The sequence below is a fragment of the Pseudooceanicola endophyticus genome, from assembly GCF_018760365.1.
GTDB classification, from domain to species: domain Bacteria; phylum Pseudomonadota; class Alphaproteobacteria; order Rhodobacterales; family Rhodobacteraceae; genus Pseudooceanicola; species Pseudooceanicola endophyticus.
The window spans coordinates 187,103-211,265 of the sequence record NZ_JAHIAB010000003.1 but is presented as its reverse complement, the minus strand read 5'-3'; the positions used below and the strand labels follow the sequence as shown (position 1 = coordinate 211,265).

General features: G+C 68.1%; 20 protein-coding genes and 1 tRNA gene. 5 read left to right on the top strand and 16 right to left on the bottom strand.

Annotated features, from left to right (window positions below; all coding sequences use genetic code 11):
• Positions 1–120 precede the first annotated feature (120 nt).
• The 10 genes from KM176_RS07330 to KM176_RS07285 all read right to left on the bottom strand — a co-directional run bounded on the left by KM176_RS07330 (position 121) and on the right by KM176_RS07285 (position 11,449).
• Positions 121–210: transfer RNA gene (locus KM176_RS07330), tRNA-Ser, on the bottom strand.
• Between the two features lie 112 nt (positions 211–322).
• Positions 323–2,965, bottom strand: coding sequence for a DUF3772 domain-containing protein (locus KM176_RS07325; protein ID WP_160892902.1), 2,643 nt, complete (start codon positions 2,963–2,965; stop codon positions 323–325).
• Between the two features lie 2 nt (positions 2,966–2,967).
• Positions 2,968–3,999 (bottom strand): cysteine synthase A, encoded by a 1,032-nt coding sequence (locus tag KM176_RS07320; protein ID WP_160892900.1) that lies wholly within the window; start codon positions 3,997–3,999, stop codon positions 2,968–2,970.
• 56 nt (positions 4,000–4,055) lie between these two features.
• Positions 4,056–5,180, bottom strand: coding sequence for an NUDIX domain-containing protein (locus tag KM176_RS07315; RefSeq protein WP_160892898.1), 1,125 nt, complete (start codon positions 5,178–5,180; stop codon positions 4,056–4,058).
• Between the two features lie 176 nt (positions 5,181–5,356).
• The gene (locus KM176_RS07310) at positions 5,357–6,793 is read right to left on the bottom strand and encodes a cryptochrome/photolyase family protein (protein ID WP_160892896.1); all 1,437 of its coding nucleotides are present in this window, start codon (positions 6,791–6,793) and stop codon (positions 5,357–5,359) included.
• Positions 6,794–6,919: 126 nt separating this feature from the next.
• Complete coding sequence (locus KM176_RS07305; RefSeq protein WP_160892894.1) at positions 6,920–8,557, bottom strand: BCCT family transporter; 1,638 nt, start codon at positions 8,555–8,557, stop codon at positions 6,920–6,922.
• Between the two features lie 73 nt (positions 8,558–8,630).
• On the bottom strand, positions 8,631–9,050 hold the full coding sequence (locus KM176_RS07300; protein ID WP_160892892.1) for a universal stress protein: 420 nt from the start codon (positions 9,048–9,050) through the stop codon (positions 8,631–8,633).
• Positions 9,051–9,193: 143 nt separating this feature from the next.
• Positions 9,194–9,706: a DinB family protein gene (locus KM176_RS07295; RefSeq protein WP_160892890.1), complete on the bottom strand. Its 513-nt coding sequence runs from the start codon at positions 9,704–9,706 to the stop codon at positions 9,194–9,196.
• A gap of 82 nt (positions 9,707–9,788) precedes the next feature.
• Positions 9,789–10,904, bottom strand: a complete 1,116-nt coding sequence (gene aroB / locus KM176_RS07290; RefSeq protein WP_202397755.1) for a 3-dehydroquinate synthase — start codon at positions 10,902–10,904, stop codon at positions 9,789–9,791.
• The gene (locus KM176_RS07285) at positions 10,901–11,449 is read right to left on the bottom strand and encodes a shikimate kinase (protein ID WP_160892888.1); all 549 of its coding nucleotides are present in this window, start codon (positions 11,447–11,449) and stop codon (positions 10,901–10,903) included. The genes aroB and KM176_RS07285 overlap by 4 nt, the downstream gene beginning before the upstream one ends.
• Before the next feature lie 121 nt (positions 11,450–11,570).
• Here KM176_RS07285 and KM176_RS07280 point away from each other — a divergent pair, with 121 nt between their 5' ends.
• From KM176_RS07280 to KM176_RS07265, 4 genes are all read left to right on the top strand, one after another.
• Positions 11,571–11,720 carry a hypothetical protein gene (locus KM176_RS07280; RefSeq protein WP_202397754.1) on the top strand — a complete coding sequence of 50 codons (150 nt, stop codon included), beginning with the start codon at positions 11,571–11,573 and terminating at the stop codon, positions 11,718–11,720.
• A 31-nt stretch (positions 11,721–11,751) separates the two neighbouring features.
• On the top strand, positions 11,752–13,335 hold the full coding sequence (locus KM176_RS07275) for a hypothetical protein (RefSeq protein WP_160892886.1): 1,584 nt from the start codon (positions 11,752–11,754) through the stop codon (positions 13,333–13,335).
• Positions 13,336–13,338: 3 nt separating this feature from the next.
• Entirely contained in the window at positions 13,339–14,316 is a 978-nt protein-coding gene (locus KM176_RS07270) for a site-specific tyrosine recombinase XerD (RefSeq protein ID WP_160892884.1), read from the top strand.
• Positions 14,317–14,443: 127 nt separating this feature from the next.
• Positions 14,444–15,772, top strand: a complete 1,329-nt coding sequence (locus KM176_RS07265) for an HlyC/CorC family transporter (RefSeq protein WP_160892882.1) — start codon at positions 14,444–14,446, stop codon at positions 15,770–15,772.
• Positions 15,773–15,914: 142 nt separating this feature from the next.
• On the opposite strand, the gene KM176_RS07260 is transcribed toward KM176_RS07265, so the two are convergent.
• The 5 genes from KM176_RS07260 to KM176_RS07240 are packed head-to-tail and all read right to left on the bottom strand — an operon-like array spanning position 15,915 to position 20,976.
• The gene (locus tag KM176_RS07260; RefSeq protein ID WP_160892880.1) at positions 15,915–17,123 is read right to left on the bottom strand and encodes a DUF2254 domain-containing protein; all 1,209 of its coding nucleotides are present in this window, start codon (positions 17,121–17,123) and stop codon (positions 15,915–15,917) included.
• Positions 17,124–17,173: 50 nt separating this feature from the next.
• The gene (locus tag KM176_RS07255; RefSeq protein ID WP_160892878.1) at positions 17,174–17,449 is read right to left on the bottom strand and encodes a hypothetical protein; all 276 of its coding nucleotides are present in this window, start codon (positions 17,447–17,449) and stop codon (positions 17,174–17,176) included.
• A 25-nt stretch (positions 17,450–17,474) separates the two neighbouring features.
• Positions 17,475–18,893, bottom strand: a complete 1,419-nt coding sequence (locus tag KM176_RS07250) for a cytochrome P450 (RefSeq protein ID WP_311136140.1) — start codon at positions 18,891–18,893, stop codon at positions 17,475–17,477.
• Entirely contained in the window at positions 18,890–20,176 is a 1,287-nt protein-coding gene (locus KM176_RS07245) for a hypothetical protein (RefSeq protein ID WP_236045212.1), read from the bottom strand. The genes KM176_RS07250 and KM176_RS07245 overlap by 4 nt, the downstream gene beginning before the upstream one ends.
• 50 nt (positions 20,177–20,226) lie before the next feature.
• Positions 20,227–20,976, bottom strand: coding sequence for a cytochrome c biogenesis CcdA family protein (locus KM176_RS07240; protein ID WP_160892876.1), 750 nt, complete (start codon positions 20,974–20,976; stop codon positions 20,227–20,229).
• 289 nt (positions 20,977–21,265) lie between these two features.
• On the opposite strand from KM176_RS07240, the gene KM176_RS07235 reads away from it, so the two are divergent.
• On the top strand, positions 21,266–21,484 hold the full coding sequence (locus KM176_RS07235; RefSeq protein WP_160892874.1) for a sulfurtransferase TusA family protein: 219 nt from the start codon (positions 21,266–21,268) through the stop codon (positions 21,482–21,484).
• A gap of 50 nt (positions 21,485–21,534) precedes the next feature.
• Here KM176_RS07235 and KM176_RS07230 read toward each other — a convergent pair whose 3' ends face one another.
• On the bottom strand, positions 21,535–24,141 hold the full coding sequence (locus tag KM176_RS07230; protein ID WP_160892872.1) for an Rne/Rng family ribonuclease: 2,607 nt from the start codon (positions 24,139–24,141) through the stop codon (positions 21,535–21,537).
• Positions 24,142–24,163: the final 22 nt, after the last annotated feature.

Genomic DNA, 24,163 nt, shown 5'->3' with positions numbered 1-24,163 from the left:
CGCGGCTTCTGGCCCCATGCTAGCCGCCTCGTGCAGCAGGTGAAAGCCCGCCCGCAAGTGTCTGCCCCAAAATGCGAAAAGGCTCCCCTAAGGGAGCCTTTGCCGGAGCCACCGTGATGGTGGCGGAGAGACAGGGATTCGAACCCTGGAGACGGTTTCCCGCCTACACACTTTCCAGGCGTGCGCCTTCGACCACTCGGCCACCTCTCCGTGGGGCTGCTTCTAGCCGCGGTTGCGGGGGGTGCGCAAGGGGGTGAAACGGTTTTTTTGCACCTTTTTTCAGTCCCCTCCGCATGACCTTGCGACAGCAGAAGACAGTCTCTCAGCGATCCCCGCCGTCACCTTCCCCGTCACCCCCGGCGTCACCGTCATCGCGCATGTGAGAGGGCGCCGGACCATCCGCCAGCGTCGGTCCCTGCTCCACCCCGCGCGGCACGGCGGGCGTGCTGGAGGGCTGCGGATGCAGCGCTTCGGGGTTGCGCAGCCAGATGTCGCGCTGCGCGAAGGGAATCTCGATCCCCTCCTGGGCGAAACGGGCGGCGATCTGGTGATTGATTTCGGTTTTCACGCCCAGCATCTGGGTGACGTCGCGCAAGATCATCCGAATCTCGAAATCCAGCGAATCGGCCCCGAATCCCTGGAAGACCACGCCCGGCGGCGGGTTCAGCAGCACCAGCGGCTGCGCCTCGGCGACTTCCTGGAGGATCTTCTGCACCCGGCGCGTGTCCGAGCCATAGGCGACCCCCACCGTGACGATCAGCCGACCGATCAGGTTGCCCCGCGTCCAGTTCGTCACCTGACCCGAGATCAGATCGGCATTTGGCACGATGACATCGGTACGGTCGAAGGTCTCGATCCGGGTCGAGCGCACCGAGATCGCCCGCACGAAGCCCTGCTTGCCGCCGACCTCGATCCAGTCGCCCTCGGAAATCGGGCGCTCGATCAGCAGGATGATGCCGGAGACGAAGTTCTGCACGATGGTCTGAAGGCCGAAACCGACCCCGACCGAGAGCGCACCGGCGACGATCGCCAGAGAGGACAGGTCGATGCCCGCCAGCGTGATCGCCAGCAGCGCCGCCAGGAAGATGCCGATGTAGCCGATGCCCGAGACGGCGGCGTTGCGTCCACCGATATCCAGCTTGGTCTTGGGCAGGATCGTCGTCTTCATGGCCTTCTGAAGCATCCGCGTCACCGCGTAGCCGGCCGCGAAGATCACCACGAAGGTCAGGAAATCCGCCGGTGAGATATGGGTGTCGCCGATCGTGAAACCGGCGACGAAACGGCTCCACATCTCGGTCAGGTCGGTGATCCGGGCGCCCCAGATCAGCGCGAAGACCGGCACCGACAGCAGGCCCAGCACCAGGTTCACCAGCACCGGAAGCAGCGCCTCGGCCACGCCCGAGCGGTTGCCCGTCAGCAGCACGTAGACCTCTTCTGTCAGGCGATGCAGGATCACCAGGAAGCCGATCATCTCGAGCGACAGAAGCGTCGGGAAGATCAGCGTGCGCGCGGCCTGGAAATAGCCGATGGCACAAAGGATCGGCGCCACGATGGCAACGATGAAGACGGTGCGGCCCAGCACCATGACCAGCTGGGCCCGGAAACCGATCTCTCCGCCCTCGCTCTGCACGGTCGCCGCATGGGCGATCAGGAAGCGCGACAGGCGCAGCAGGAAGAGCGCGATCACCACGAGGATCGGGAACACCAGCACCACCAGGGTCGACTGGTCCCAGCCTTCGAAATCGGCGACGCGGCTGATCAGGATATAAAGCGCCATCAGCGCGCCCAGCACATTGGCATAGACGCGCCCCTCGCGGCGCTGGCCGATGGTCAGCTCCAGCGGGGCGTTGCTGCCGTCGGCGACCGGGAAGATGTAGCCCCCCACCCAGCGGGCGGTGAACAGCAGCAGCCCGATGAAGGGCACCGTCTGCGCCAGCGCCTGCACCCGAGAGCTCATCAGCCCCGAGATGACCGCCGCCGTATATAGCGCCACGATCCCCCCCACCGGCAGGATGATCTGCCCCAGCGAGACGATGAAGCTGATCAGCCAGCGCGAGGCGCTGCGTTCGGTGCCCAGCACCTTCAGCGCCAGCCGCTCGATCCAGTCGCGGCCCCGCGCCAGAAGGATCAGCGCCAGCCCCAGCAGGCCGATCACCAGCGGCAGGTTCTGCCGGAACACGGAGCGCTGGCTGCCATTGTGCCAGGCATCGATGGAATCGGCAGCGACGTTGCGGAAGAAGGTCAGCGCCGCATCGAAGGCGCCGGGCCATTTCGTCAGATCCAGAGGCGACGTCCCCAGCGTGATCAGCGCCTGGGTCTGGCGATCGCGCAGGATCACGTCCACCGACTTGATCAGCGCATCGGCCCGGCTGTAGGCCAGCGTCGCCTGCTTGGCGGGGGCCTGAAGCTCGGCCAGGCGCGATTGCAGGTCGTCGCGCTGCTTGGCATCGACCTCGTTCTCTTCCTGGCCATCGGCCGGCGCCGGCCCAAGCGCATCAAGCTGCGCCTGCACCGTGCTGATCGCGGTGGAGTTGGCGGATTCCTCTTTCTGGAACTGGTCCCGCCAGGTCACCAGCTGGCTGCGCAGCTGCTCGTAGGCGGTTTCGGAGGCGCGGTTGTCCTGGATCGACTGCTCGGCCCGCGAGGCAATGGTATTCCAGGTCTCGTAATCCGCCTTGGTCAGCCCCTGTTCGGAATGGCTGGGCACCGCCGGCGGGGTCCTGGACTGGGCGCTGTCGGAGGATTTCGTCTCGGTCTTGGTCTTGCTGTCGGAGGCCGCCTTGTCGCCATCGGCGGCCTTCTGGTCCCCCTCTTCCTCGTTTCCGGGCAGGATCGAGGACAGGGTGCTGTCCAGCGCAGAGCCGTTCTGCGCGACCGCCGGCCCCGGCCAGGCCCCCTGTATCACGGTCACCAAAGTGAGGATCAGGCAGAGGCGAAGCAGGAACCGGCGTGTCAGTATCGTCATGTCTACTCGGTGAAGACTCCGGGAATGGAGCGGGGTGCCTCGTTCATCCAGGGCGGAGTGGGCAGCCCTTTCTCCTTCAGGAAGTCGGGGTTGAAGAGCTTGGACTGGTAACGCGTGCCATAGTCGCACAGCACGGTGACGATGGTATGGCCCGGGCCAAGGTCGCGTGCAAGCCGGACCGCCCCGGCCACGTTAATCGCCGAAGATCCGCCGAGGCAGAGGCCTTCTTCCGCCAGCAGGTTGAAGACGTAGGGCAGCGCTTCCGCGTCCGGGATCTGGTAGGCGAAGTCGGGGCGGAAGCCCTGGAGGTTGGCGGTGATGCGCCCCTGCCCGATTCCCTCGGTGATCGAAGAGCCCTCGGCCGCCAGTTCGCCGGTCGTGTAGTAGGAATAGAGCGAGGCGCCCAGCGGATCGGCCAGGCCGATCTTCACGCCCTTGGGCTGCAGCGCCGCCGCCGTGCCCGCCAGCGTGCCGCCCGAGCCCACCGAGGCGACGAAACCGTCGACCTTGCCGCCGGTCTGTTCCCAGATCTCGGGGCCGGTGGTTTCCTCGTGCGCCAGCCGGTTCGCCACGTTGTCGAACTGGTTCGCCCAGATCGCGCCATGGGGTTCGGACTTCTTCAGCTCCTCGGCCAGACGGCCCGAGTAATGCACGTAGTTGTTGGGGTTGCGGTAGGGCACGGCGGGCACCTGGATCAGGTGGGCGCCGGCCAGGCGCAGCATGTCCTTCTTTTCCTGGCTCTGGGTCTCGGGGATGACGATGACCGTCTTGAAGCCCATCGAGGCGCCGACCAGGGCCAGGCCGATGCCGGTGTTGCCGGCGGTGCCCTCGACGATGGTGCCGCCGGGCTCCAGCTCTCCGCGGGCAATCGCGTCCTTGATGATGTAGAGCGCGGCGCGGTCCTTGACCGACTGACCCGGGTTCAGGAATTCAGCCTTGCCGAGGATGGTGCAGCCGGTTTCCTCGCTGACACGCTTCAGCTTGATCAGCGGCGTGTGGCCGACCGCCTCGGCCAGGTCCTTGGCAACGAACATGGTGGTTTCCTTCGTGAAATCGGATGGCTCTGATGTATCCGGCGCAACGCCCGGCATCAAGCCGCGCCCCGCAACTCGGAACGCTTGGCCTGTAGCCACATCAAGGTCAGGAAGAGCGGTGCGGCCTGGGCCTCTCCGCTGGTCAGCAGTTCCATCGCAGCCTCGTAGGAGAGGACATGCGTCCGGATATCCTCGGCCTCCTCGTCCAGGCCGCCCTGCCCCTGACCGGCATCGGGCAGATCGCAGGTGCCCAGATAGACGTGGTAATATTCGCTTGAGCAGCCCGGCGTCGGATAGCACGAGCCGATGTGGAACAGCGCGCGGACCTCGACGCCCGCCTCCTCTCGGGCCTCGCGGCGCACGCAGTCCTCCGGGGTTTCGCCGGGATCGACGCGGCCGGCGACGGGTTCCAGCATCCAGGGCAGCGCCTCGCCGCGCGCAAAGGGGCCCATGCGGAACTGCTCGACCAGAAGCACCCGGTCGCGGGTGGGATCGTAAAGCAGCACGATGCCGGCATCGGGGGCCAGGAAGGTCTCTCGGCGGATCACCTCGGAGGGGCCGCCGGCGAAGGTCGCGTGGGTCAGCTCGTAGCTGCGGGTGAAGAAATAGCCGGCATGATCATCGCGCCGCGACAGCACCGAGACCTGCGGCGCGGCGGGGCCGGTGGCGATGCGATGGGGCGCGGGGTGATCCTCGGCCCGGACGCGGGCATGGGCGCGGGCCTCGATCTGGCCGAGGCGGAACTTCAGATCCTCGCCCGAGAACCGGCCCCAGAGCGCCATGACCTCGCGCGCGGCATGGATATCGGCGCGGGCCGGGCCGCCGATCCAGCCGGTCAGGTCCCATTCGCCGGGATCGACGCGGGAGGCGGCCTCGGGGGTGAAGCGGCGGGCGGCGACCGGCAGGCCCCTGGCCTGCACCGTGCAGGGCACCAGCCTGTAGCCGTAGGCGCCGAGGTAATGCACCATGCGGTCGACGACATCCTCCGAAAGATCGCGCAACAGCAGGCCGCGGGTGGCGCGCCCCGGATCCTGGACCAGCACCGGCCAGTTGGGCCGCCCCGAGGGCGCCACGCGGTAGCCTTCGAGAAGCGCGTTTTCGGAGGGGGGGGCATAGCCCGCGACAATGCCGAGCAGCGGGACGTGGAGCAGGGTTCCGTAGATGAAAATGTTCTGCGACATGAATGTGGTCCTTGGCCCGGGAGGGGTTGGGGGCGCTGCCCCCGCCGGCCTGCGGCCGCCTCCCCCGGGATATTTCTGGCCAGATGAAGGAGCCGCGCCCTGGGGGATGCGCGGCGCCGCGGGAAGAATGTGGCTCCTGTCTAGGCCGGGGCCGCGCGGGGCTGCAAGCGCCGGGCTCAGTCGGCGGCCTCTTCCCGGGCGGCACGGAACGTCTGGTAGGCATCGAGCGCGCGCTGGCGGCCGCGTTTGGGATCTTCGCGCGGTGTCGGGGGGGGATCGGAGGGGGCAAGCTGCCAGGAGCGCGGAATGGCCTGGTAGAAGGCCAGCGCGGTGTCGGGGGGCTGTGCCTGCCCTTCTGCCAGCCAGCGGCGGCGGTAGATCCTGTCGGGGTCGAACTTTTCGGCCTGGGTCTCGGGGTTGAAGACACGGAAATAGGGCGCGGCATCGGGGCCGGAGCCCGCGACCCATTGCCAGCCCATGGCATTGGAGGCGGGATCCCAGTCGACCAGCGTATCGGCGAACCAGTCGCAGCCGATCTTCCAGTGGGCCAGCAGGTTCTTCGTCAGGTAGGAGGCGACGATCATCCGGGCACGGTTGTGCATCCGGCCGGTCACGTAAAGCTCCCGCATGGCGGCATCGACGAAGGGGATGCCGGTGCGGCCCTGTTTCCAGGCCAGCACCTCGGGGCGCTCGGGGTTCGCATCCCAGGGGAAATCGCGCCATTCGGGGCGCCAGTTGTCGCTGAGCAGTTCGGGCGAATGCCAGGCCAGATGGGCGGCGAATTCGCGCCAGGCGAGTTCCTTCAGAAAGGTTTCGGCGCCGGGCTTGCCTGCCGCGCGGGCCCGCAGGCCGGCATGCCAGCAGCGGCGGGGCGAGATCTCTCCGGTGGTGAGATACTGCGACATGTCGGAGGTGGCATCCTCGGCCGGGAGGTCGCGGTCCTCGGCGTAGCGGGCGATGCGGTCGCGGGCGAAGGTGGCGAGGCGGGTCAGCGCCGCCGCCTCTCCGGCGGCGACATGGGCGCGCAGAACCGCAGCACCGCGCCGCATCGGCGCCGAGAGCGCCCAGTCGGCGCGCCGGTCGCTGCCGGGCCAGCGCGCGGGGGCCGGCAGGTCGGCGGGCGCGGCCAGAGGTTCGGGGACGGCGCGATCCTTCACCGCCCGCCAGTAGGGCGTGAAGACCCGGTAGTAGCCACCCTGCCCGGTCGCCACGCCCCAGGGTTCGAAGAGAAGCTGACCGGGGAAGCTGCGGACCTCGAGGCCGGCGTCCTTCAGCGCCGATTTCACCCGGGTGTCGCGCTCCACCGCTTGCGGATCATGCAGGCGCTGCCAGTAGACCGCCCCGGCGCCGGTTTCGCGCACCAGATCCTCCAGCACCTCGCGGGCGGGACCGGCGCGCAGGATCAGCCGGCTGCCCTTGGCCTCCAGGGTTTCGGCGAAGACCTCCAGCGCCATGTCGAGGCGCTGCTTCGGGGCCGCCCCGAGCGCGTCGGTCAGGTGGTCGCGGATGTAGACCGGGATCACCGGCCCGCCACGGGCCACCGCGGCTTCCAGCGCGGCATGGTCGCTCAGCCGCAGGTCTCGGCGCAGCCACAGCAGCGTCGGTGTCGTCATCGTCGTCTTCCTTCTTTCCGGGGCTACGCGGGCCACGGTGCCGCGGATCACATAACGCGGTCCCGCGAAAGGAAAAGGCCCCGCCCGCAGCTGCGGACGGGGCCCGGGATCCGGCCCTGGCCGGGTCTACCTGTGCTCGCTCAGCAGGCCCTTGAAGATCGACCAGCACATCACCAGCAGCACGACGGTGAAGGGCAACCCGGTGGAGATCACCATGGATTGCAGGCTGGAGAGCCCGCCCGCCGAGAGCAGCAGAACGATGGCCACCGCCCCTTCGAAGACGCACCAGAAGACACGCTGCGGCACCGGCGCATCGACCTTGCCGCCCGCGGTGATCGTGTCGATCACCAGAGAGCCCGAGTCCGACGAAGTGACGAAGAACACGATCACCAGCACGATCCCCACCAGCGAGGTAATGGAGGCCAGCGGCAGATGGTCGAGCATCTTGAACAGCTGGATCGGCAGATCTGCATCCTTGGCCGCCGTGTAGCCATCCTGCACGACCTGCTGGATCGCCACGCCGCCGAAGACCGACATCCACAGCACGCAGACCAGCGAGGGGATCAGCAGAACGCAGGTGACGAATTCGCGCACCGTGCGCCCGCGCGAGACCCGCGCGATGAACATGCCGACGAAGGGCGACCAGGAGATCCACCAGGCCCAGTAGAAGCTGGTCCAGCCCTGGACGAAGTTGGTGTCCGTGCGCCCGACCGGGTTCGAGAGCTGCGGCAGATACTGCAGATAGGCCAGCAGATAGTCCCAGAAGCCCGTCAGGATCGCCAGGGTGTGACCGGCCAGAAGGGTGAAGACCAGCAGCACGAAGGCCAGGCCCATGTTGATCTCGGACAGCAGCTTGACCCCGCCATCAAGGCCGCGCAGCACCGAGAACAGCGCGATCGCGGTGATGAAGGTGATCAGCAGCACTTCGACCGTGTCGTTCACCGGCACGCCGAACAGTTCTCCGAGGCCGGCATTGGCCTGGGTGGCGCCGAAACCGAGCGAGGTCGCGAGGCCGAAGAGCGTCGCGAAGACCGCCAGGATGTCGATCACGTGACCCGGCCAGCCCCAGACGCGTTCGCCCAGGATCGGGTAGAAGGCCGAGCGCACGGTCAGCGGCAGACCCTTGTTGTAGCTGAACAGCGCCAGCGCCAGGGCCACCACGGCATAGATCGCCCAGGGGTGCAGCGCCCAGTGGAAGATCGTCGCCGCCATCCCGAGGCGGATCGCGGCCTGTTCATCGCCGCCCGCGCCGCCCAGCGGCGCCCAGTCGGTGCGCTGGCCATTGTCGCCCATCTGCACCCCGCCCAGCGAGGAGGAGAAATGGCTCATCGGTTCGGAGACGCCGTAGAACATCAGTCCAATGCCCATGCCGGCGGCGAAGAGCATGGCGAACCAGCCCACGTAGCCGTAATCCGGCGTCGCCTCGGCGCCGCCCAGGCGCACCTTGCCCAGCGGCGTCACGATCAGCACAAGGCAGAAGATGACGAAGATGTTGGCCGCGCCCAGGAAGAACCAGTCGAAGCCCTTGGTCACGCTGTCAAACAGCCACTTGAACAGCGCGCCCGACTGGTCGGGCAGCGCGAGGGTGTAGAAGACGAAGGCCACGATGGCCAGGCCCGACACCAGGAAAACGGGATTGTGGATGTCGAAACCGAAAGGACCGAGCTGGCCGTCGATATTATCCTGGCCGATCTCGTAATCGGTCTCGATCACCTCGGCGGCACCCTCCGGAGCGGGGATGCCCTGTTCCTCGGTTGAACTCATCTGACGTTTTACCTTTCTGTACTATTTCAATTATTTACATCACTTTTCTCATGTGATGAACGAACTCCTCCCGTCACATGCCCCGGACCACCAGAACCGACACCTTGGCATGGCTTGCCACCCGGCCACCGTTCGAGGGCCAGATGTAATCGGTCAGGTTGGGGATGTGGCTGGCCATCACGACCAGGTCGCAGCCGGTCTCCTCCACGGCGCGCAGCAGGGCGTGGTCGATGTCGATGGCCGTGTCATGATCGAAGACCGCATGGGCGCTGGTCTTCAGGCCGCTGGCCGCGCCCTGTTCCGCGGCGAAGGCCTTCAGCTTCTCGGCATATTCGGCCGGGTTATGGGCAATCGGGCCCGGCAGCGCCGTCGTGACGCCGACATAGACCAGCTCCGCACCAAAGCTCTGCCCCAGCTGGCTGGCACAGTCCAGCGCCCGGGTCAGGCGCGCGGCATGGGTCAGATCGACCGGAACCATGATCTTGCTGAACATCGCTGTCTCCTTCCTGTTGCCGACCGGCTGGCAGGGCCGTTGACCGGCCTTTCAGGAAGGGTAAGTCAGACGAGTTCAATTCCAAGGCGATTTGCGAAGAAAATCACTACGAAAGCGACATTTCCATGTCGCTTTTCACGATTTCACAGCCATGGCCCCTGCTCGGGCAGAAACAGCAGATCGGTATCCTCGGTCGGGATACCGGCGGCGGTCAGCATGGCATGGATCTGGCCCCGGTGATGGATCTGGTGGTTGAAGAGATGCATCAGCACCTGTCCCAGCGGCCGCACATGGCGCTCTCCGGTGGACGCGGTCCACTCCAGCGAACCGGTAAGCGCCAGGGCGGGCACCTTCTCGGCCCAGAGCAGCAGCTGCCCGTCCAGCCGGAAGCGTTCCGCGGACCAGGTGGCGAAGGTCGGGCAAAGGGTCAGGCCACGCGGCCCGCCGCCCTCGGGCACGGGCGTGCCGGTCAGGCGCGACAGCCAGAGCGCATCGGCCCAGATCAGGTGATTGGCGGTGGCCAGAAGGGAGCCGAAGAAGGCCCCCCGGTCTTCGGTCAGCGCCGCAGGCGAAAGACCCGAGAGCGCCCGTCGCAGGCATCCGTTCTGCCAGGCATTGTAGCGCGCCATGGTCAGGCAATAGGCCGGCGTGATCATCGTTCCCCGCATCATCCTTGGTCAAAAGAGAATGCAAGTGCAGACGCTTGCGCCCGGAAACGCAAGCGGCACGCTAAGTTATTCAGCGTTCGCGAAGCGCCTCTGCCAGCACGTTGTGCACCAGCGCGTGCGGCACATCCGCAGTCACGAAGGCCTGGCCGATGCCGCGCGCCAGGATGAAGCGCAGCTTGCCGTCCTGGACCTTCTTGTCCTGCGCCATCAGCGCCAGCAGCCCGTCGGCATCGGGCAGATCGCCCTCGATGTCCTTCAGATCGACCTTCATGCCCATGTCGCGCAGATGCGCCCGCACCCGGCTGGGATCCTCCTGGGCGCACAGCCCCAGCTTCGCCGACAGCTCGAACGCGAGGGCACAGCCGATCGCCACCCCCTCGCCATGCAGCAGCCGCGCGGAATAGCCCGTTGCGGCCTCGAGCGCATGGCCGAAGGTATGGCCAAGGTTCAGCAGCGCACGGTCGCCCTGCTCGGTCTCGTCGCGGGCGACGATCTCGGCCTTCATCTCGCAGGAGCGTTTCACCGCCGCGACGCGCACCGCCATGTCGCCCGAGGCCAGCTTCGGCCCGTTGGCCTCCAGCCAGTCGAAGAAGGCGGCATCGCCGAGAAGGCCGTATTTCACCACCTCGCCGTAACCGGCCAGGAAATCGCGCGGCGCGAGGGATCCCAGAACCGATGTATCCGCCAGCACCAGCGCCGGCTGGTGGAAAGCGCCGACCAGGTTCTTGCCATGGCGCGTATTGATGCCGGTCTTGCCGCCGACCGAACTGTCGACCTGCGCCAGAAGCGAGGTCGGGATCTGCACGAAACGCACGCCCCGGCGCAGCACCGAGGCGGCAAAGCCCGCCAGATCGCCGATCACCCCGCCGCCAAGCGCCACCACCACGTCGGACCGTTCGACCTTCTGGTCCAGCAACCATTCCACGGCACGGGTGAACTGCGGCCAGCCCTTGGTGCTTTCGCCCGCCGGCAGCGCGAGCGAGACCATCTCGATCCCCTCGGCGGCAAGGCCTTCGCGCAGGGCCTCAAGATGCAGGGCGGCGACCGTTTCATCGGTCAGCACGGCGACGCGCTTGCGGCGCAGCAGCGGCGCGATGTGGCGCCCCGCCTCGGCCAGCAGTCCCGGGCCGATCACGATGTCGTAGCCACGCGCGCCAAGTTCGACCCGAAGGGTTTCGCGGATCATGCCACGACCTCCAGCACGTCGGGGCGCGTCTCAAGCGCGCGGACCACCCGCGCGCCCATGTCGTTCACCGAGCAGCCCGCCTCGGAGATCACCGAGAGGTCGGCCTGCGCATAGATCGGCACCCGGGCCTCAAAAAGCCCGGACAGCGTGGCGAAGGGATTGGCGGTGCGCAGCAGCGGGCGGGTGTCGCGGTGACGCACCCGGTTCCAGAGCACCTCAAGATCCGCGTTCAGCCAGACCGAGACCCCCTTGTCGGTGATCATCTGGCGGTTTCTTGCCGACAGGAAGGCCCCGCCCCCGGTCGAGAGCACGCAGGGCTCTTCTTCCAGCAGCCGGCGGATCACCCGGGTCTCCCGTTCGCGGAAGAACGGCTCGCCGTCCCGGGCGAAGATATCCGCCACCGACATGTTCGCTGCAGCTTCGATTTCGGCATCGGAATCCCGGAACGCCACCCCCAGCTGGGCAGCCACGGCCTTCCCCACCGAGGTTTTGCCCGCTCCCATCATCCCAACCATTACGATCGTCTTCTTAAGCACCCAGCCCATTGCCCCCGCGGCATGACGCGCCGCTTTGCCATTTCCGTGAATTTGGGTCTGAATGACGTGATCTCACCGAAAATGCCAGTTATAAAGTGGTCAAAACACTAGCGAACGAGGCGGGAACTACATGTTGCGTGTGCTGAAATGGCTCCTTTATCTGGCAATTCTGGCAGGAATCGCCCTTGTGGCCTATGCCTATGTGGGGCCGTGGCTTGGGGTGAACTTTGCACCGCCCGCACAGGAAGTGCACACGCCCGTGACCTTGAAGGCGGAGTGACAGGGCCCTGAAACCGCATCAGCTCGCAGTGATGATCGGCCTTGGACTGGCCGCGGCGCAGGGGGCTTCGGCCCAGGCGCCGCAGGCCGTCGGGCGCGATCAGGGCGCCGGCAATCCGATCACCGCCATCGACTGGCTGAGCGCGCTCAGCGCGGCCGGCATCGTCGTGCCCGACAGCGGGCTGCAGCACAATGAGCCCCCCGTCAGCCAGAGCGCGCTGACGCCGCCGGTCTCGAGCGCGCCGCTGGGCGGCGTCGAGGCCGATGCGGTGGGCCTGCTGCCGACCTCCGTCACCGGGCTGCCGGCTTCGCTCTGGCAGGGTTCGACCGCGCGCGACATCGCCCAGCGTCTGGCCCGGCTTGATGTGACCAGCAGCCCGGCGATGCAGTCGCTGCTCTATACCCTGCTTCTGGCCGAGGTCGATCCGCCCGGTGAGACCCCGAGCGAAGGCGGCGACCCGCTGCTGCGCGCCCGGATCGACAAGCTGCGCGACCTGGGCGCGGTGGAGCCGGCGCTGGCGCTGATCGAACGTGCCGGCCCCAAGACCGATCCGGCGCTGTTCCAGCGCTGGTTCGAGCTGTCGCTGCTGAACGGCACCGAGGCCACGCCCTGCCAGAGCATCGCCACCGATCCCGGGCTCGCGCCCGACCAGGGATCGCGGATCTTCTGCCTGGCGCGGGACAATGACTGGGACACCGCCGCGCTGCTGCTCGACTCGGCCACAGCCCTTGGCAACCTGCCGCCCGCCGAGGCGCATCTGCTGAGCCGGTTCCTGGATGTCGATTCGGACGATACCGCCGTGGCCCTGCCGCCCCCGGCGCGGATTTCTCCGCTGATGTTCCGCCTGTCCGAGGCGATCGGCGAACCCATGGCCACTGCCGGCCTGCCCCGGGCCTACGCGGTCTCGGATCTGCGCGGCATCTCCGGCTGGAAGGCCGAACTTGACGCCGCCGAACGGCTGGCCCGCACCGGCGCGCTGCCGGAAAACGCCCTGCTCGGGATCTATACCAGCGGGCAGCCTTCGGCCTCGGGCGGGATCTGGGACCGGGTCGCGGCGCTTCAGGCCTTCGACACCGCGCTTGGCAAGGCCCCCGGGGGCGGCACCGACGCCAAGGTGCTGAACACCCTGCCCGGCGCCTGGGACGCGATGGGCGACGCGCAGCTGCGGGTGCCCTTCGCCCGGATCTACGGCGCCCAGCTGGCCGCCTATTCTCACGATGCCGGGCCGGCCGGGCGCATCGCCACGCGCGCCGCCCTGCTGGCACCGGGCTTTGAACAGGCCGCCGCCGGGCTGACCGCCCATGACGACACCGATCGCTTCCTGCTGGCGCTGGCCCAGGGCAAGCCCGACACGGTGGCCCCGCCCAGCGAGGCCGCCCGCCTGATCACCGAAGGCTTCGCCGAGGACACCCGCCCCCCCGAGGCGCTGATGGACCAGATCCGCCAGGGCCGCCTGGGCGAGGCGATCCTGGGCGCGATGGAGCTGTACCTTTCGGCCCGCGCCGGGGACCTGCCTTCCGTCGTGCCGGCGCTGGCCACCTTCCGCGCCGTCGGCCTGGAGGACACCGCCCGCCAGGCCGCGCTGCAACTGATCCTTCTTGATGACCATGTCTGAGCCATGACCGAGCAGCCCAACCCAGACCGCTGGCTACCCGCCTTCCTGGACGCGCTGGCCGCCGAAAGCGGCGCCGCGCGCAACACCCTGCTGGCCTATGGCCGCGACCTGAAGGACCTGCGGGGCTGGCTGGCCGCCCGGGGCCTGGACTGGCCCGCCGCCAGCCGTGACGATATCGAGGCCTACCTTGTGCATTGCGATGCCGAAGGGCTGAAACGCGCCACCCGGGCGCGGCGCCTCTCGGCGGTCAAGCAGCTGTACCGTTTCGCCTTCGACGAAGGCTGGCGCAGCGACAATCCGGCGATCCAGATCCGCAGCCCGGGCAAGGCGCGCTCCCTGCCGAAGATCCTGACCCCGGCAGAGGTCGACGCCCTTCTGGAGGCCGCCCGCCAGCATGGCCGCCGCGAGGAGGACCGCTGCCGCAACACCTGCCTGCTGGAGCTGCTCTACGCCACCGGAATGCGGGTGAGCGAACTGGTCTCCCTGCCCGCCGCCGCCGCGCGCGGCCACCCCGAGATGCTGCTCATTCGCGGCAAGAGCGGCAAGGAACGGCTGGTGCCGCTGTCGGGACCCGCGCGCACGGCGCTGGATCTGTGGCTGGAACTGCGCGATGCCCACGAGGAAGAGGTGCGCCTTTCCGGCGGCACGCCATCGCGTTTCCTGTTCCCCTCGCGCGGGCGCGAAGGCCACCTGACCCGGATCCGCTTCTACACGCTGATCAAGGAGATCGCCGTGACCGCCGGGATCTCTCCGGAAAAGGTCACGCCGCACCGGCTGCGCCATGCCTTCGCGACCCACCTGCTGGAGAACGGCGCCGATCTGCGCGCCATCCAGACCCTGCTGGGCCATGCCGACCTGGCCACCACCGAGATCTACACCCACGTCCTGGAGGCCCGGCTGCAATCCCTGGTCGAGGAGCACCATCCGCTGAGCCGGGCCGCCCTGCCCGCGCCCGCCGAGGAAGACAGCGCCCGCGACTGATGCGGGCGTTTGCGGAGGCGCCGGCGCAATCGGCGCGACCCTGGCGGGACGACGCCTTCCGCCCCTTGAACCGCCGCGCGGGCGGCCCCATAACCCCTTGCAGGAATGCAGATCTGCGAGGGACAAGATGGACGGAACCACAGGCGCACTGGACGGAGCTTTCTGGATCACGGCCGGCGCCATCGTCCTGCTGCTGGTCTTCTCGGCCTTCTTCTCGGGCTCTGAAACGGCGCTGACGGCAGCCTCGCGCGGGAAACTGCGCAGCCAGGCCGACAAGGGCAATCGCGGCGCAGAGCGTGCGCTGGAAATCACCGAAGACAGCGAACGGCTGATCGGCTCGGTGCTGCTGGGCAACAACCTGGTCAATATCCTGGCAACGTCGCTGACGACCTCGCTGTTCACGCGGGTCCTGGGGGACGGCGGCGTGGCGCTGGCGACGCTGGTGATGACCATCCTTGTGCTGGTCTTCTCGGAGGTGCTGCCGAAGACCTACGCGATCTCCAACGCGGAAGCGGCGGCGGCGCGGGTCTCGGCCCCGATCGCCTTCATCATCCGCATCGCCACGCCCTTCGTGGCCCTGGTGCGGTTGATCGTGCGCCTGGTGCTGCGCCTCTTCGGGGTGAAGACCGATGCCGACAGCCAGGTCCTTGCGGTGCGCGAGGAAATCGCCGGTGCGCTGCAGCTGGGCCATTCCGAGGGCGTGGTCGAGAAGGAAGACCGCGACCGGATCCTGGGCGCGCTGGACCTGAGCGATCGCACGGTGGAAGAGATCATGCTGCACCGCTCGCGGATCGAGACGATCAACATCGCCGATCCGGCGCAGGAAATCCTGGGCCAGTGCCTGCGGTCGAACCACACGCGGCTGCCGGTCTACCAGGACGAGCCCGAGAACATCATCGGCATCCTCCATGCCAAGGACCTGTTCCGCGCCACCTACCGGCTGGCCACCGAAGGCGCCGCTGCCGGCGGCACCGACGAGGAGGTGCTGAAGGATTTCCAGATCGCCGACGTGATGATGAAGCCCTACTTCATCCCCGAAACGACGGCGCTGGACGAACAGATGCGCCAGTTCCTGCGCCTGCGCACCCATTTCGCGCTGGTGGTGGACGAATACGGCTCGCTCCAGGGGCTGATCACGCTGGAGGACATCCTGGAGGAGATCGTCGGCGAGATCGCCGACGAGTTCGACCCGGCCGCGGCCGAACAGATCGTGCGGCGCACCGAGGACGGCCAGTACCTGGTCGACGGCGCGATGACGATCCGCGACCTGAACCGCGCGATGGAATGGTCGCTGCCCGACGAGGAGGCCAATACCATCGCCGGCCTCGTCATCCACGAGGCGCAGATGATCCCGACCGCCGGCCAGGTCTTCTCGTTCCACGGCTTCCGCTTCGAGGTCGCGGCGCGCAAGGACAACCGCATCACCCGGCTGAAGATCCGGCCCCTGGCCGCCTGAGCGGCGGGACGTTTGGTCTGGGGTCTGGGGTCTGGGAAGGAGGGGGCGCTGCCCCCGGCTTCCTGCGGAAGCCTCCCCCGGGATATTTCTGGCCAGATGACGGGGAGGCCCGGCTGCGGAATGGGGCGCAGACGCCTTGCGGTTACAGCCCGTGGCGGGCATCTTCCGCCAGGGAGCGGTGCAGGCGGACGCGCAGGTCGCGGGCCGATTGCGAGATGCCGGGATCGACATGGGCCGAGAGCGCCAGCAGCGTTTCCTCGAAAGGGGCCGCCAGCTCGGGGCGCGCGGCGCCGTCCTTGAGGATCGGCACCAGGATGTCCTCGGTCAGGCGGCGGGTGTCGAGGGCGGGAATGTAGAGCCGGTCGTGCAGCACCCGCTGCCCCTCGCCATCGGCGGGGGAATCGATGCCCATCAGAACCCGGGCGATGCGGCGCAGGATGTTTTCCGCCGTGCCCGGATCGTTGATGCCCGGCGAGAGCGCCCGCACCGCGATCTCGCGCAGGCAGATGAAGCCGAACTCCGGATCCTGGTCGTAATTGCGCAACGGGCCGATCTGGATGGCGGCGGCCAGGGCGCGCAGCAGCTCCGGATCCTCGCTCTCGGTGCGGGCCAGGGCCTGGCCGCGATGCACGAAGGCGCCCACGGGATGCAGCAGCCAGACATGGGCGCCGACGTCCTGCGCCGCCTGCTGGAGGCGATCCTGGTAGATCTGGCAGACATAGCCGCTGCGGCAGGCCGCGACCTGATGCGTCGCCTTCGGGATCTCGCGGAAGATGAGCGGTCGCGCCCCCAGGGAGGGCCAGGCGGCGCGCAGCTGGAAGGCCTTGGTGGTGCGTTCCTCGATCCGGGAAGAGGTTTCGATGAGCGAGCCCAGCTGCTCCATGTGGGAGATCCAGCGGATGATCGCGATCACGATCATCGCCACGACCACCAGCGTCGTGCAGTAGAGCACCAGCAGAGAGGGGCCGTCGAAGCCGCCGGTCTCGCGCAGGATGATCGCCAGGAGCGCATAGAGATAGGCGCCCACGAAGGTCGCCAGCACGGTCTGGGTCACCGTGTCCTGCAGCAGCGCCTGATGGGCGCGCGGGGTCCATTGCCCCGAGACGTAGCGGTGCACCGCCGCCATGATCGTCAGCGAGAAGGTGGTGACCGTCAGCATGGAGTTGGCGATGATCGAGAGGATCTTGTCCACCGCCTCCGGGCCGACGAGGCCGGTCAGGCCCGGCGGGATCAGCCGGCCGCCAAGCCGCGCCAGGATCACCGCCAGGATCGCCAGGCCGGCGATCAGCAGGACCCGCACCACCAGCCGGCGCGAGACGTCGTGAAGCTTTCTGAAAAGGGAGGGCAACATGAAATTTCCGATCGTTAACAAAACCAGACCCGCACAGGACCGGGCCCGGCCTAGCCGTCGCAGGCGCAGCCCTGCCCCTTGTGACAGCTCTTGCTGCGCGAAATGCAGGCGTTACCGCAGGCCTGGCCGGTATGACAGACCCGGCAGCAGGCGGCGGAGACAGCCCCCTGCCGCCCGGCCTCGACGAGCAGCTGGCGCAGGGCCACCGGATCCCCCGGAGCCCGGCTCTGCGGCAACAGGGGGCCGGCCTGTACGGCGGCGGCCGACAGCGCGAGGATGGCGATCAGAAGGATATGGGACAGGGCCTGTCTCGGGGCTCGGATCATGCAGTCTCCGGGGGCAGCGTTAAGATCAGTTAACGCTGGAACCCGGGGGGTGGCAATCACCCGGGGCCGCGACATCGTCGTCGAGCCCGCGCGGGCGCAATTGCAGCCAGATCCCCTGCCCGCTGCGCAGCGTCAGATGCGACACCGGCACCGGCACCCGGCCCGGCACCGGCGCGAGTTCCAGCGCCGAGAGCACCTCGCAGAGGAAGAGCTGCCCCTCGATCATCGCGAATCCGGCCCCGAGGCACACCCTTGGCCCGGCGAGGAACGGCAGGAAGGCGTCGCGCAGGCCCCGCTGTCCGTTGGCGCTCTGCCAGCGGGCGGGATCGAAGCCGTCGGGATTGTCCCAGAGCAGCCTGTGGCGGTGCAGGTGCCAGGGGCTGATCACCACCTGGGCGCCGCGCGGCACCCGGCGGCCGCGCAGATGCACCGGGCAGCGCGCCTCCCGCAGCACCATGGGCAGCGGCGGATAGAGGCGCAGCGTCTCGCGGAAGATGTCGCGGATCAGCCGGCGGTGGCCCAGCCCGGCCAGGCCCGGCACACCGGCGCGCGCCTCGGCGGCGGCACGGGCCTGCCAGTCCGGGTGAACGGCCAGCAGGTAGAGCGCCCAGGACAGCGCCGAGGCCGAGGTCTCGTGACCCGCAAGGAAGAAGATCGCCACCTGGTCGACCATTTCCTCGATCCCGAAGCCCTGACCGGTCTGCGGATCGACCGTCGTCATGATCTTGGTGGCCAGATCGTCGGGGGCGGTGCCGGCGCGGATCTCGGCCATCCGGGTCTCGGTCAGCTGGCGGATCAGGGCGCGGATCTCGGCGGCCAGGTGACGGGCCTCGGCGGGCGGGCGGCGGCGCAGCCAGCGCGGTCGCGGGATCAGGGCTCCGGCGGTCAGGATCGGCTGGGCACGCTGGTAGGCCCGGAACAGCTGGAAGGTGCGCTGCGCCGTCCCATCCTCGATCGGCAGGGAGAACAGCGTGCGGAAGATCACGTCGGCGGCGAAATGGCTGGTTTCGGCCTCGATGTCCACGGGGCCCTGCTGCGCCGCCAGCCGCGCGACCGAGGCGCGGGCGGCGGCCTGCATTGCCGGCACGGTATCCTTCAGCCGCCCACCGGCGAAGGCCGGGTCGATGATCCGCCGCTGACGCGCCCAGAGCGCCCCGTTGGTCTGGAAGACCGATTGCCCCAGCAGCGGCGCCAGCCCCTCCGACAGGCGGTCGGCCTTGGGAAAATCCTCCGGTCGCGCCTTCAGCACAAGGGTCAGCAGCTCGGGTTGGTTGATCAGGAAGGAGCGGAAGAAGGGCGTGCGAAACTCGGCCATCCAGGCGCCGTAGAGGCGCTCGGGCTGGGCGGCGAGGACATTTTCGCGAAACAGCCGCGCGCGCGCCCATAGCGAGATCCGGTCGGGCCGAGACGGAGGTTTCGGCGGCAGACCGGAAGGCGCGCTCACGGTACGAGGCTCCGGTGGCGGTTGACAGGGGTGCTGATCCGCCCCGGCGATGGCGGGCGGTCGCGATAGGCCTCCTCCAGCGTGCGGGGCCCGGCGGTGATGCGAAAATAGTCGTAATCGCCGGGCCGGTCGAAGGCGCAGAGATACTGGAAATGCAGGCGGAAGAAGCGCCAGCGCAGCTCCTGGCGGCGGTCGGGCGACAACGTCCGGCTGAACGCGGCCGAGATCACCCGCGGCCAGAGCTGTCCAGGCGGCGCGACGCCGCTGACCGCCACCGGATCGCAAAGCGCGAAGCAGCAGCCATCGCCGGGCGCCGAGACATCGAGCCAGAACAGTTCGGGCCGGGCCGAGAGATCGGCAAGGTCGGCGCGCAGCCGCCAGGCCCCCGGCAGGAAGGAAACCATGGGGACCACCTGGCCCAGGGTCAGCAGCGCCAGCGCCGGACGGGTCCTTGGCAGCGCTTCCTCGCGCAGCAGCTCGGCCAGGATCTGGACAGCCAGATGCGCCCCCGAGGAATGGCCGACCACCAGCACCTCGTCCACCTCGCCGGCGCGCAGAACTTCGGCGATGCGGCTGCGGAAACGGGTGATGCGCCCGGCCAGCTCGGGCGGGACGGCGCCCGCATTGCGCGCCGCATAGGCATAGTCATGCATCAGGTAATAGGCATAGAAGCGGGCGTCGTGGCGGCGGAACCAGTCCAGCACGAGCGGGATCACCGCCAGCCCCACCAGAAGGCCGATCCAGGGATCGACCAGCGGCAGCCGCGCCCCCTCGGCCGCCCAGTTGAAGAGCCGGCCCAGCAGCACCGCCGCCAGCACCGCGAGGGCGAGTTGCAGCAGCAGGAAGCCCACCGGATAGAGCGCCGCCAGCACCGGCCCCCGGCGCAGCCGCACCAGCCGGCCAAGCGCACCGGTGCCGACATAGCTGAACGCGGTGCGGGCCAGCTGCAGGTAGGTCGAGGCGATGCTGCGCCCCATGGAGTCGCGCACGATATCGGTCCAGGGCAGGACCTCCATCTCGGTCTCGACGGTGGCCTCGCCGAAGTTGGCGGTGACATGCCAGCCGTAGGGGCCCTGCCCGGTCCGGGCCCTCAGGGCGATCTCGTAGCCCGAGACCGCGCCCTGAATCGCGGATTCGCGGCGGTAGAGTTCGCGGTAGCGGCGCGGATGCACCGGGTCGTAACCCGGCAGGTAAAAAACGTGGCGCCGGCGGACCCTCCCGGTCCCGGCCACGTCTGCGGAGGGCTCCGCGCCGGACCCCTGCTCAGAGTGTGTACTGCTCATGCTCCTCTCCCCGGGGTAGTGTAATCCGGAAATCGGTCCGAAGTAAGGCCTTACCCCAGTTTGGCGAGGCCCGGCATGGTTTCAAGCAGCCAGTAGGAGAAGCGCGAGAAGCCGCCGGTCAGCATCAGCAGGCCGATGGTCCAGAGCAGCAGGCCCATGGTGCGTTCGATCTGCGCCATGTGGCGTTTCATCCAGCCCATCAGCCCGGTCAGGCGCGGCAGGAAGGCCGCCACCAGCAGGAAGGGAATGCCCAGGCCCGCCGCATAGGTTGCCAGCAGCAGCGTGCCGCGCGGCAGCGAGGCCTCCTGCGCGGCCAGCGACAGGATGGCGCCCAGCTGCGGCCCGATGCAGGGCGTCCAGCCGAAGGCGAAGGCCAGCCCCAGCACATAGGCCCCGAAGGCGCTGCCGCCGCGATCGCCGGCATCCAGGCGGGCCTCGCGGTCCAGGAAGGCGATGCGGTAGATGCCGACGAAATGCGCCCCGAAGATCATTACGACGATGCCCGCGATGCTGTTGAAGAGGCCCTGGTGCTGCAGGAAGACCGAGCCCACCGCCGAGGCCGCGAAGCCCAGGAACAGGAAGACCGTCGACAGGCCCAGCACGAAGAACAGCGCCGGCAGCAGCGCCCGGCCCCGGGCGCCGCGCTGCCCCATGTCCTGCAGCGACACGCCCGACATGTAGGCCAGATAAGGCGGCACGATGGGCAGCACGCAGGGGCTGAGGAAGGAGATCACTCCGGCCAGGGCCGCCACGATCATCGCGGGCAGAAGGGCCGCGTCCATGATTTCGATTCCGAACATGATCCTGCCATAGCGCGGCGGCGGCGGCGCGTCACCTGGAACCGTCTCACATGGGCGTGTCAGTATCGGGGCGTGTCGGCGTGGGGCGTGCGGGTGTCGCGTGGGCGTGGGCATGACAACCCGGGTGTGGCGGTCCGGTCATGGCGGTCCGGGCGTCAAAAGGATGCGACGCGGGGGGATCTGCGCTATGGCGGTCCGGGGGGCGATGGCCGGTCGGAAGGGGGCTCTGCCCCCGTCGCCTGCGGCGACTCCCCCGAGGTATTTGGAACAAGAAAATGAAAGGGTCGGAATGCAGGAACTGGATGCGCGCGGGCTGCTGTGCCCCCTGCCCGTGCTGAAGGCGCGCAAGCGGCTTCTGGGGATGCAGACCGGCGAGGCGCTGGTGGTGCTGGCAGATGATCCGATGGCAGCCATCGACATGCCGCATTTCTGCGCCGAGGCGGGCCATGACCTGCTGGAGCAGCAGCCCCGCGACGGGGCCCTGCGCTTCGTGATCCGGCGCGGCTGAACGGCAAGGGGGCGCCCCGAAGGACGCCCCCTGCCGCATTCAGCTTCCGATCAGACCGACCACCAGCCGGTCTTCTTCGGCTTCGCCTCTTCCTCGGGCGTCACCAGGGCCGGTTCCGCCGCGGGCGCTTCCGGCTGCGGTGCGGGCGCCGGGGCCGGTTCAGCCTGCGGCGCGGGTTCGGGGGCCGGTTCCGGCTGCCGGGTCTCGGCTTCGGGCTCCGGCTGGACCTCCACCGCTTCGGCTTCCTCGGCGACGGGCGCCTCTTCCGGGGCCTCTGCAAGGACCGGTTCCGGGGTCGGCTCGGCCACCGGTGCCTCTGCCTCGGCGGCGGCCTCGACAGGCTCCGGCGCGGTCTGGGCGACCGGCGCCTGGCTCTCCTCGGCGGGGATCACGTCATCGCCCGAGCCCGACAGGCTGTCATCGCCCGAGGCGCCATCGTTCTTGCCGCCCTTCCGGCGACGCCGACGCCGACGGCGCTTCTTCTTGGGCTGTTCCTCGCCTGCGGCGGGTTCGGCCTCGGTCACGCTCTCCTGCGCCTGGGCTTCCGCCTCGGCCTGGGCCTGGGCCTGCGCCTCGGCAGCTTCCTCGGCCAGCTGTTCGGCTTCCAGCGCCTCCGCCTCTGCGGCTTCGGCGGCCTCGGCAGCCTCGTCGATCGAATCCATCAGCGAGGCATCGACCGAGACCACCGGGGCCTGTTCGACCACGGTGCGGGTCGCCGTCTTGAACTTCTCCATCTCGAAATCCGGAGAGATCAGCGACGGATGCCCCTCAATGCGGACGGCCATGCCGTAGCGCGCCTCGATCTGGGCCACGTGTTCGCGCTTCTGGTTCATCAGGTAGTTGGCGATGCCCACCGGGCATTTCACCAGAACCTCGCGAGAGCGGCGGCGGGTGCCCTCTTCCTCGATCTGGCGCAGCACGTTCAGCGCCATGTTGTCGTCCGAGCGGATCAGGCCGGTGCCGTGGCAATGGGCACAGGGCTGGGTCGTCGCCTCGATCATGCCGGGGCGCAGGCGCTGGCGCGACATCTCCAGCAGGCCGAAGCCCGAGATGCGGCCGACCTGGATGCGGGCGCGGTCGGTCTTCAGCTTGTCCTTCAGCTTCTTCTCGACGGCAGCGTTGTTCTTGCGCTCGTCCATGTCGATGAAGTCGATGACGATCAGGCCGGCAAGGTCGCGCAGACGCAGCTGGCGGGCCACCTCCTCGGCGGCCTCCAGGTTGGTCTTGGTCGCGGTTTCCTCGATCGAGCCTTCCTTGGTGGCCCGGCCGGAGTTCACGTCGATCGCCACCAGCGCCTCGGTCACGCCGATCACGATGTAGCCACCGGATTTCAGCTGCACCACCGGGTTGAACATGCCGCCCAGGTAGCTTTCGACCTGATAGCGGGCGAACAGCGGCATCTGCTCGGCGTAGTGCTTCACGTTCTTGGCGTGGGACGGCATGATCATCTTCATGAAGTCCTTGGCGTTGCGGTAGCCGCGTTCGCCTTCCACCAGAACCTCGTCGATCTCGCGCGAGTAGAGATCGCGGATCGAGCGCTTGATGAGATCGCCTTCCTCGTAGATCTTCGCCGGCGCAACCGAGCGCAGGGTCAGCTCGCGGATCTGTTCCCAGAGCCGCTGGAGATATTCGTAATCGCGCTTGATCTCCGACTTGGTGCGCTTGGCACCGGCGGTGCGGACGATCAGCCCGGCCCCGGACGGCACATCAAGTTCGGTCGCGATCTCCTTGAGTTTCTTGCGATCCACCGCGTTGGTGATCTTGCGGGAGATGCCGCCGCCACGGGCGGTGTTCGGCATCAGCACGCAGTAGCGGCCGGCCAGCGACAGGTAGGTGGTCAGCGCCGCGCCCTTGTTGCCGCGCTCTTCCTTGACGACCTGGACCAGAAGGATCTGGCGGACCTTGATGACTTCCTGGATCTTGTAGCGCTTGGGCCGCGGCTTGCGCGGCGGGCGGATATCCTCGTGGTCGTCGTCATCGGCGACGCTCTCGATCTCGTCGGCGGGATCGCTGTCGGCCTCTTCGGCGTCCTGCTTGCCACGGCGCGAACGCGTGCGGCGACGGCGCGAGGACCGGCGAGCGCCGTCTTCCTCACCCTCATCCTCGTCCGCGCTGTCCTCTGCCTCGGCGCTTGCCTCGTCCTCGGAAGGTTCCTCGACCGGCGTGTCGCGCACGGTTTCCATCGGCGAGCGGCCCTCTTCGGCGGTCTCGTCGGTAGGTTCCTCTTCGAGGTCGATGGTCTCCATCCCGCTGATTTCGCGGCTGGCGGTGGCATCGCTGCTGTCGGTGGAAGAGGCCTGGGCGGGACGCGAACGCGACCGGCGGGGCTTCTTCTCTTCTTCCTCGTCGCGCGCCTTCATTGCCTCGGCATAGGCGCGCTCTTCCTCCATCAGCGCCTCACGGTCGGCGACGGGGATCTGGTAGTAATCGGGATGAATCTCCGAGAAGGCCAGGAAACCGTGACGGTTCCCGCCGTAATCCACGAAGGCGGCCTGCAGCGAGGGTTCGACCCGCGTTACCTTTGCCAGGTAGATGTTGCCAGCAAGCTGGCGCTTGTTTTCGGATTCAAAGTCGAACTCTTCGACCTTGTTGCCGTCCACCACCACGACGCGGGTTTCTTCCGCGTGGGTGGCATCGATAAGCATTTTCTTTGCCATTGGATCCAATTGCGCATGACGA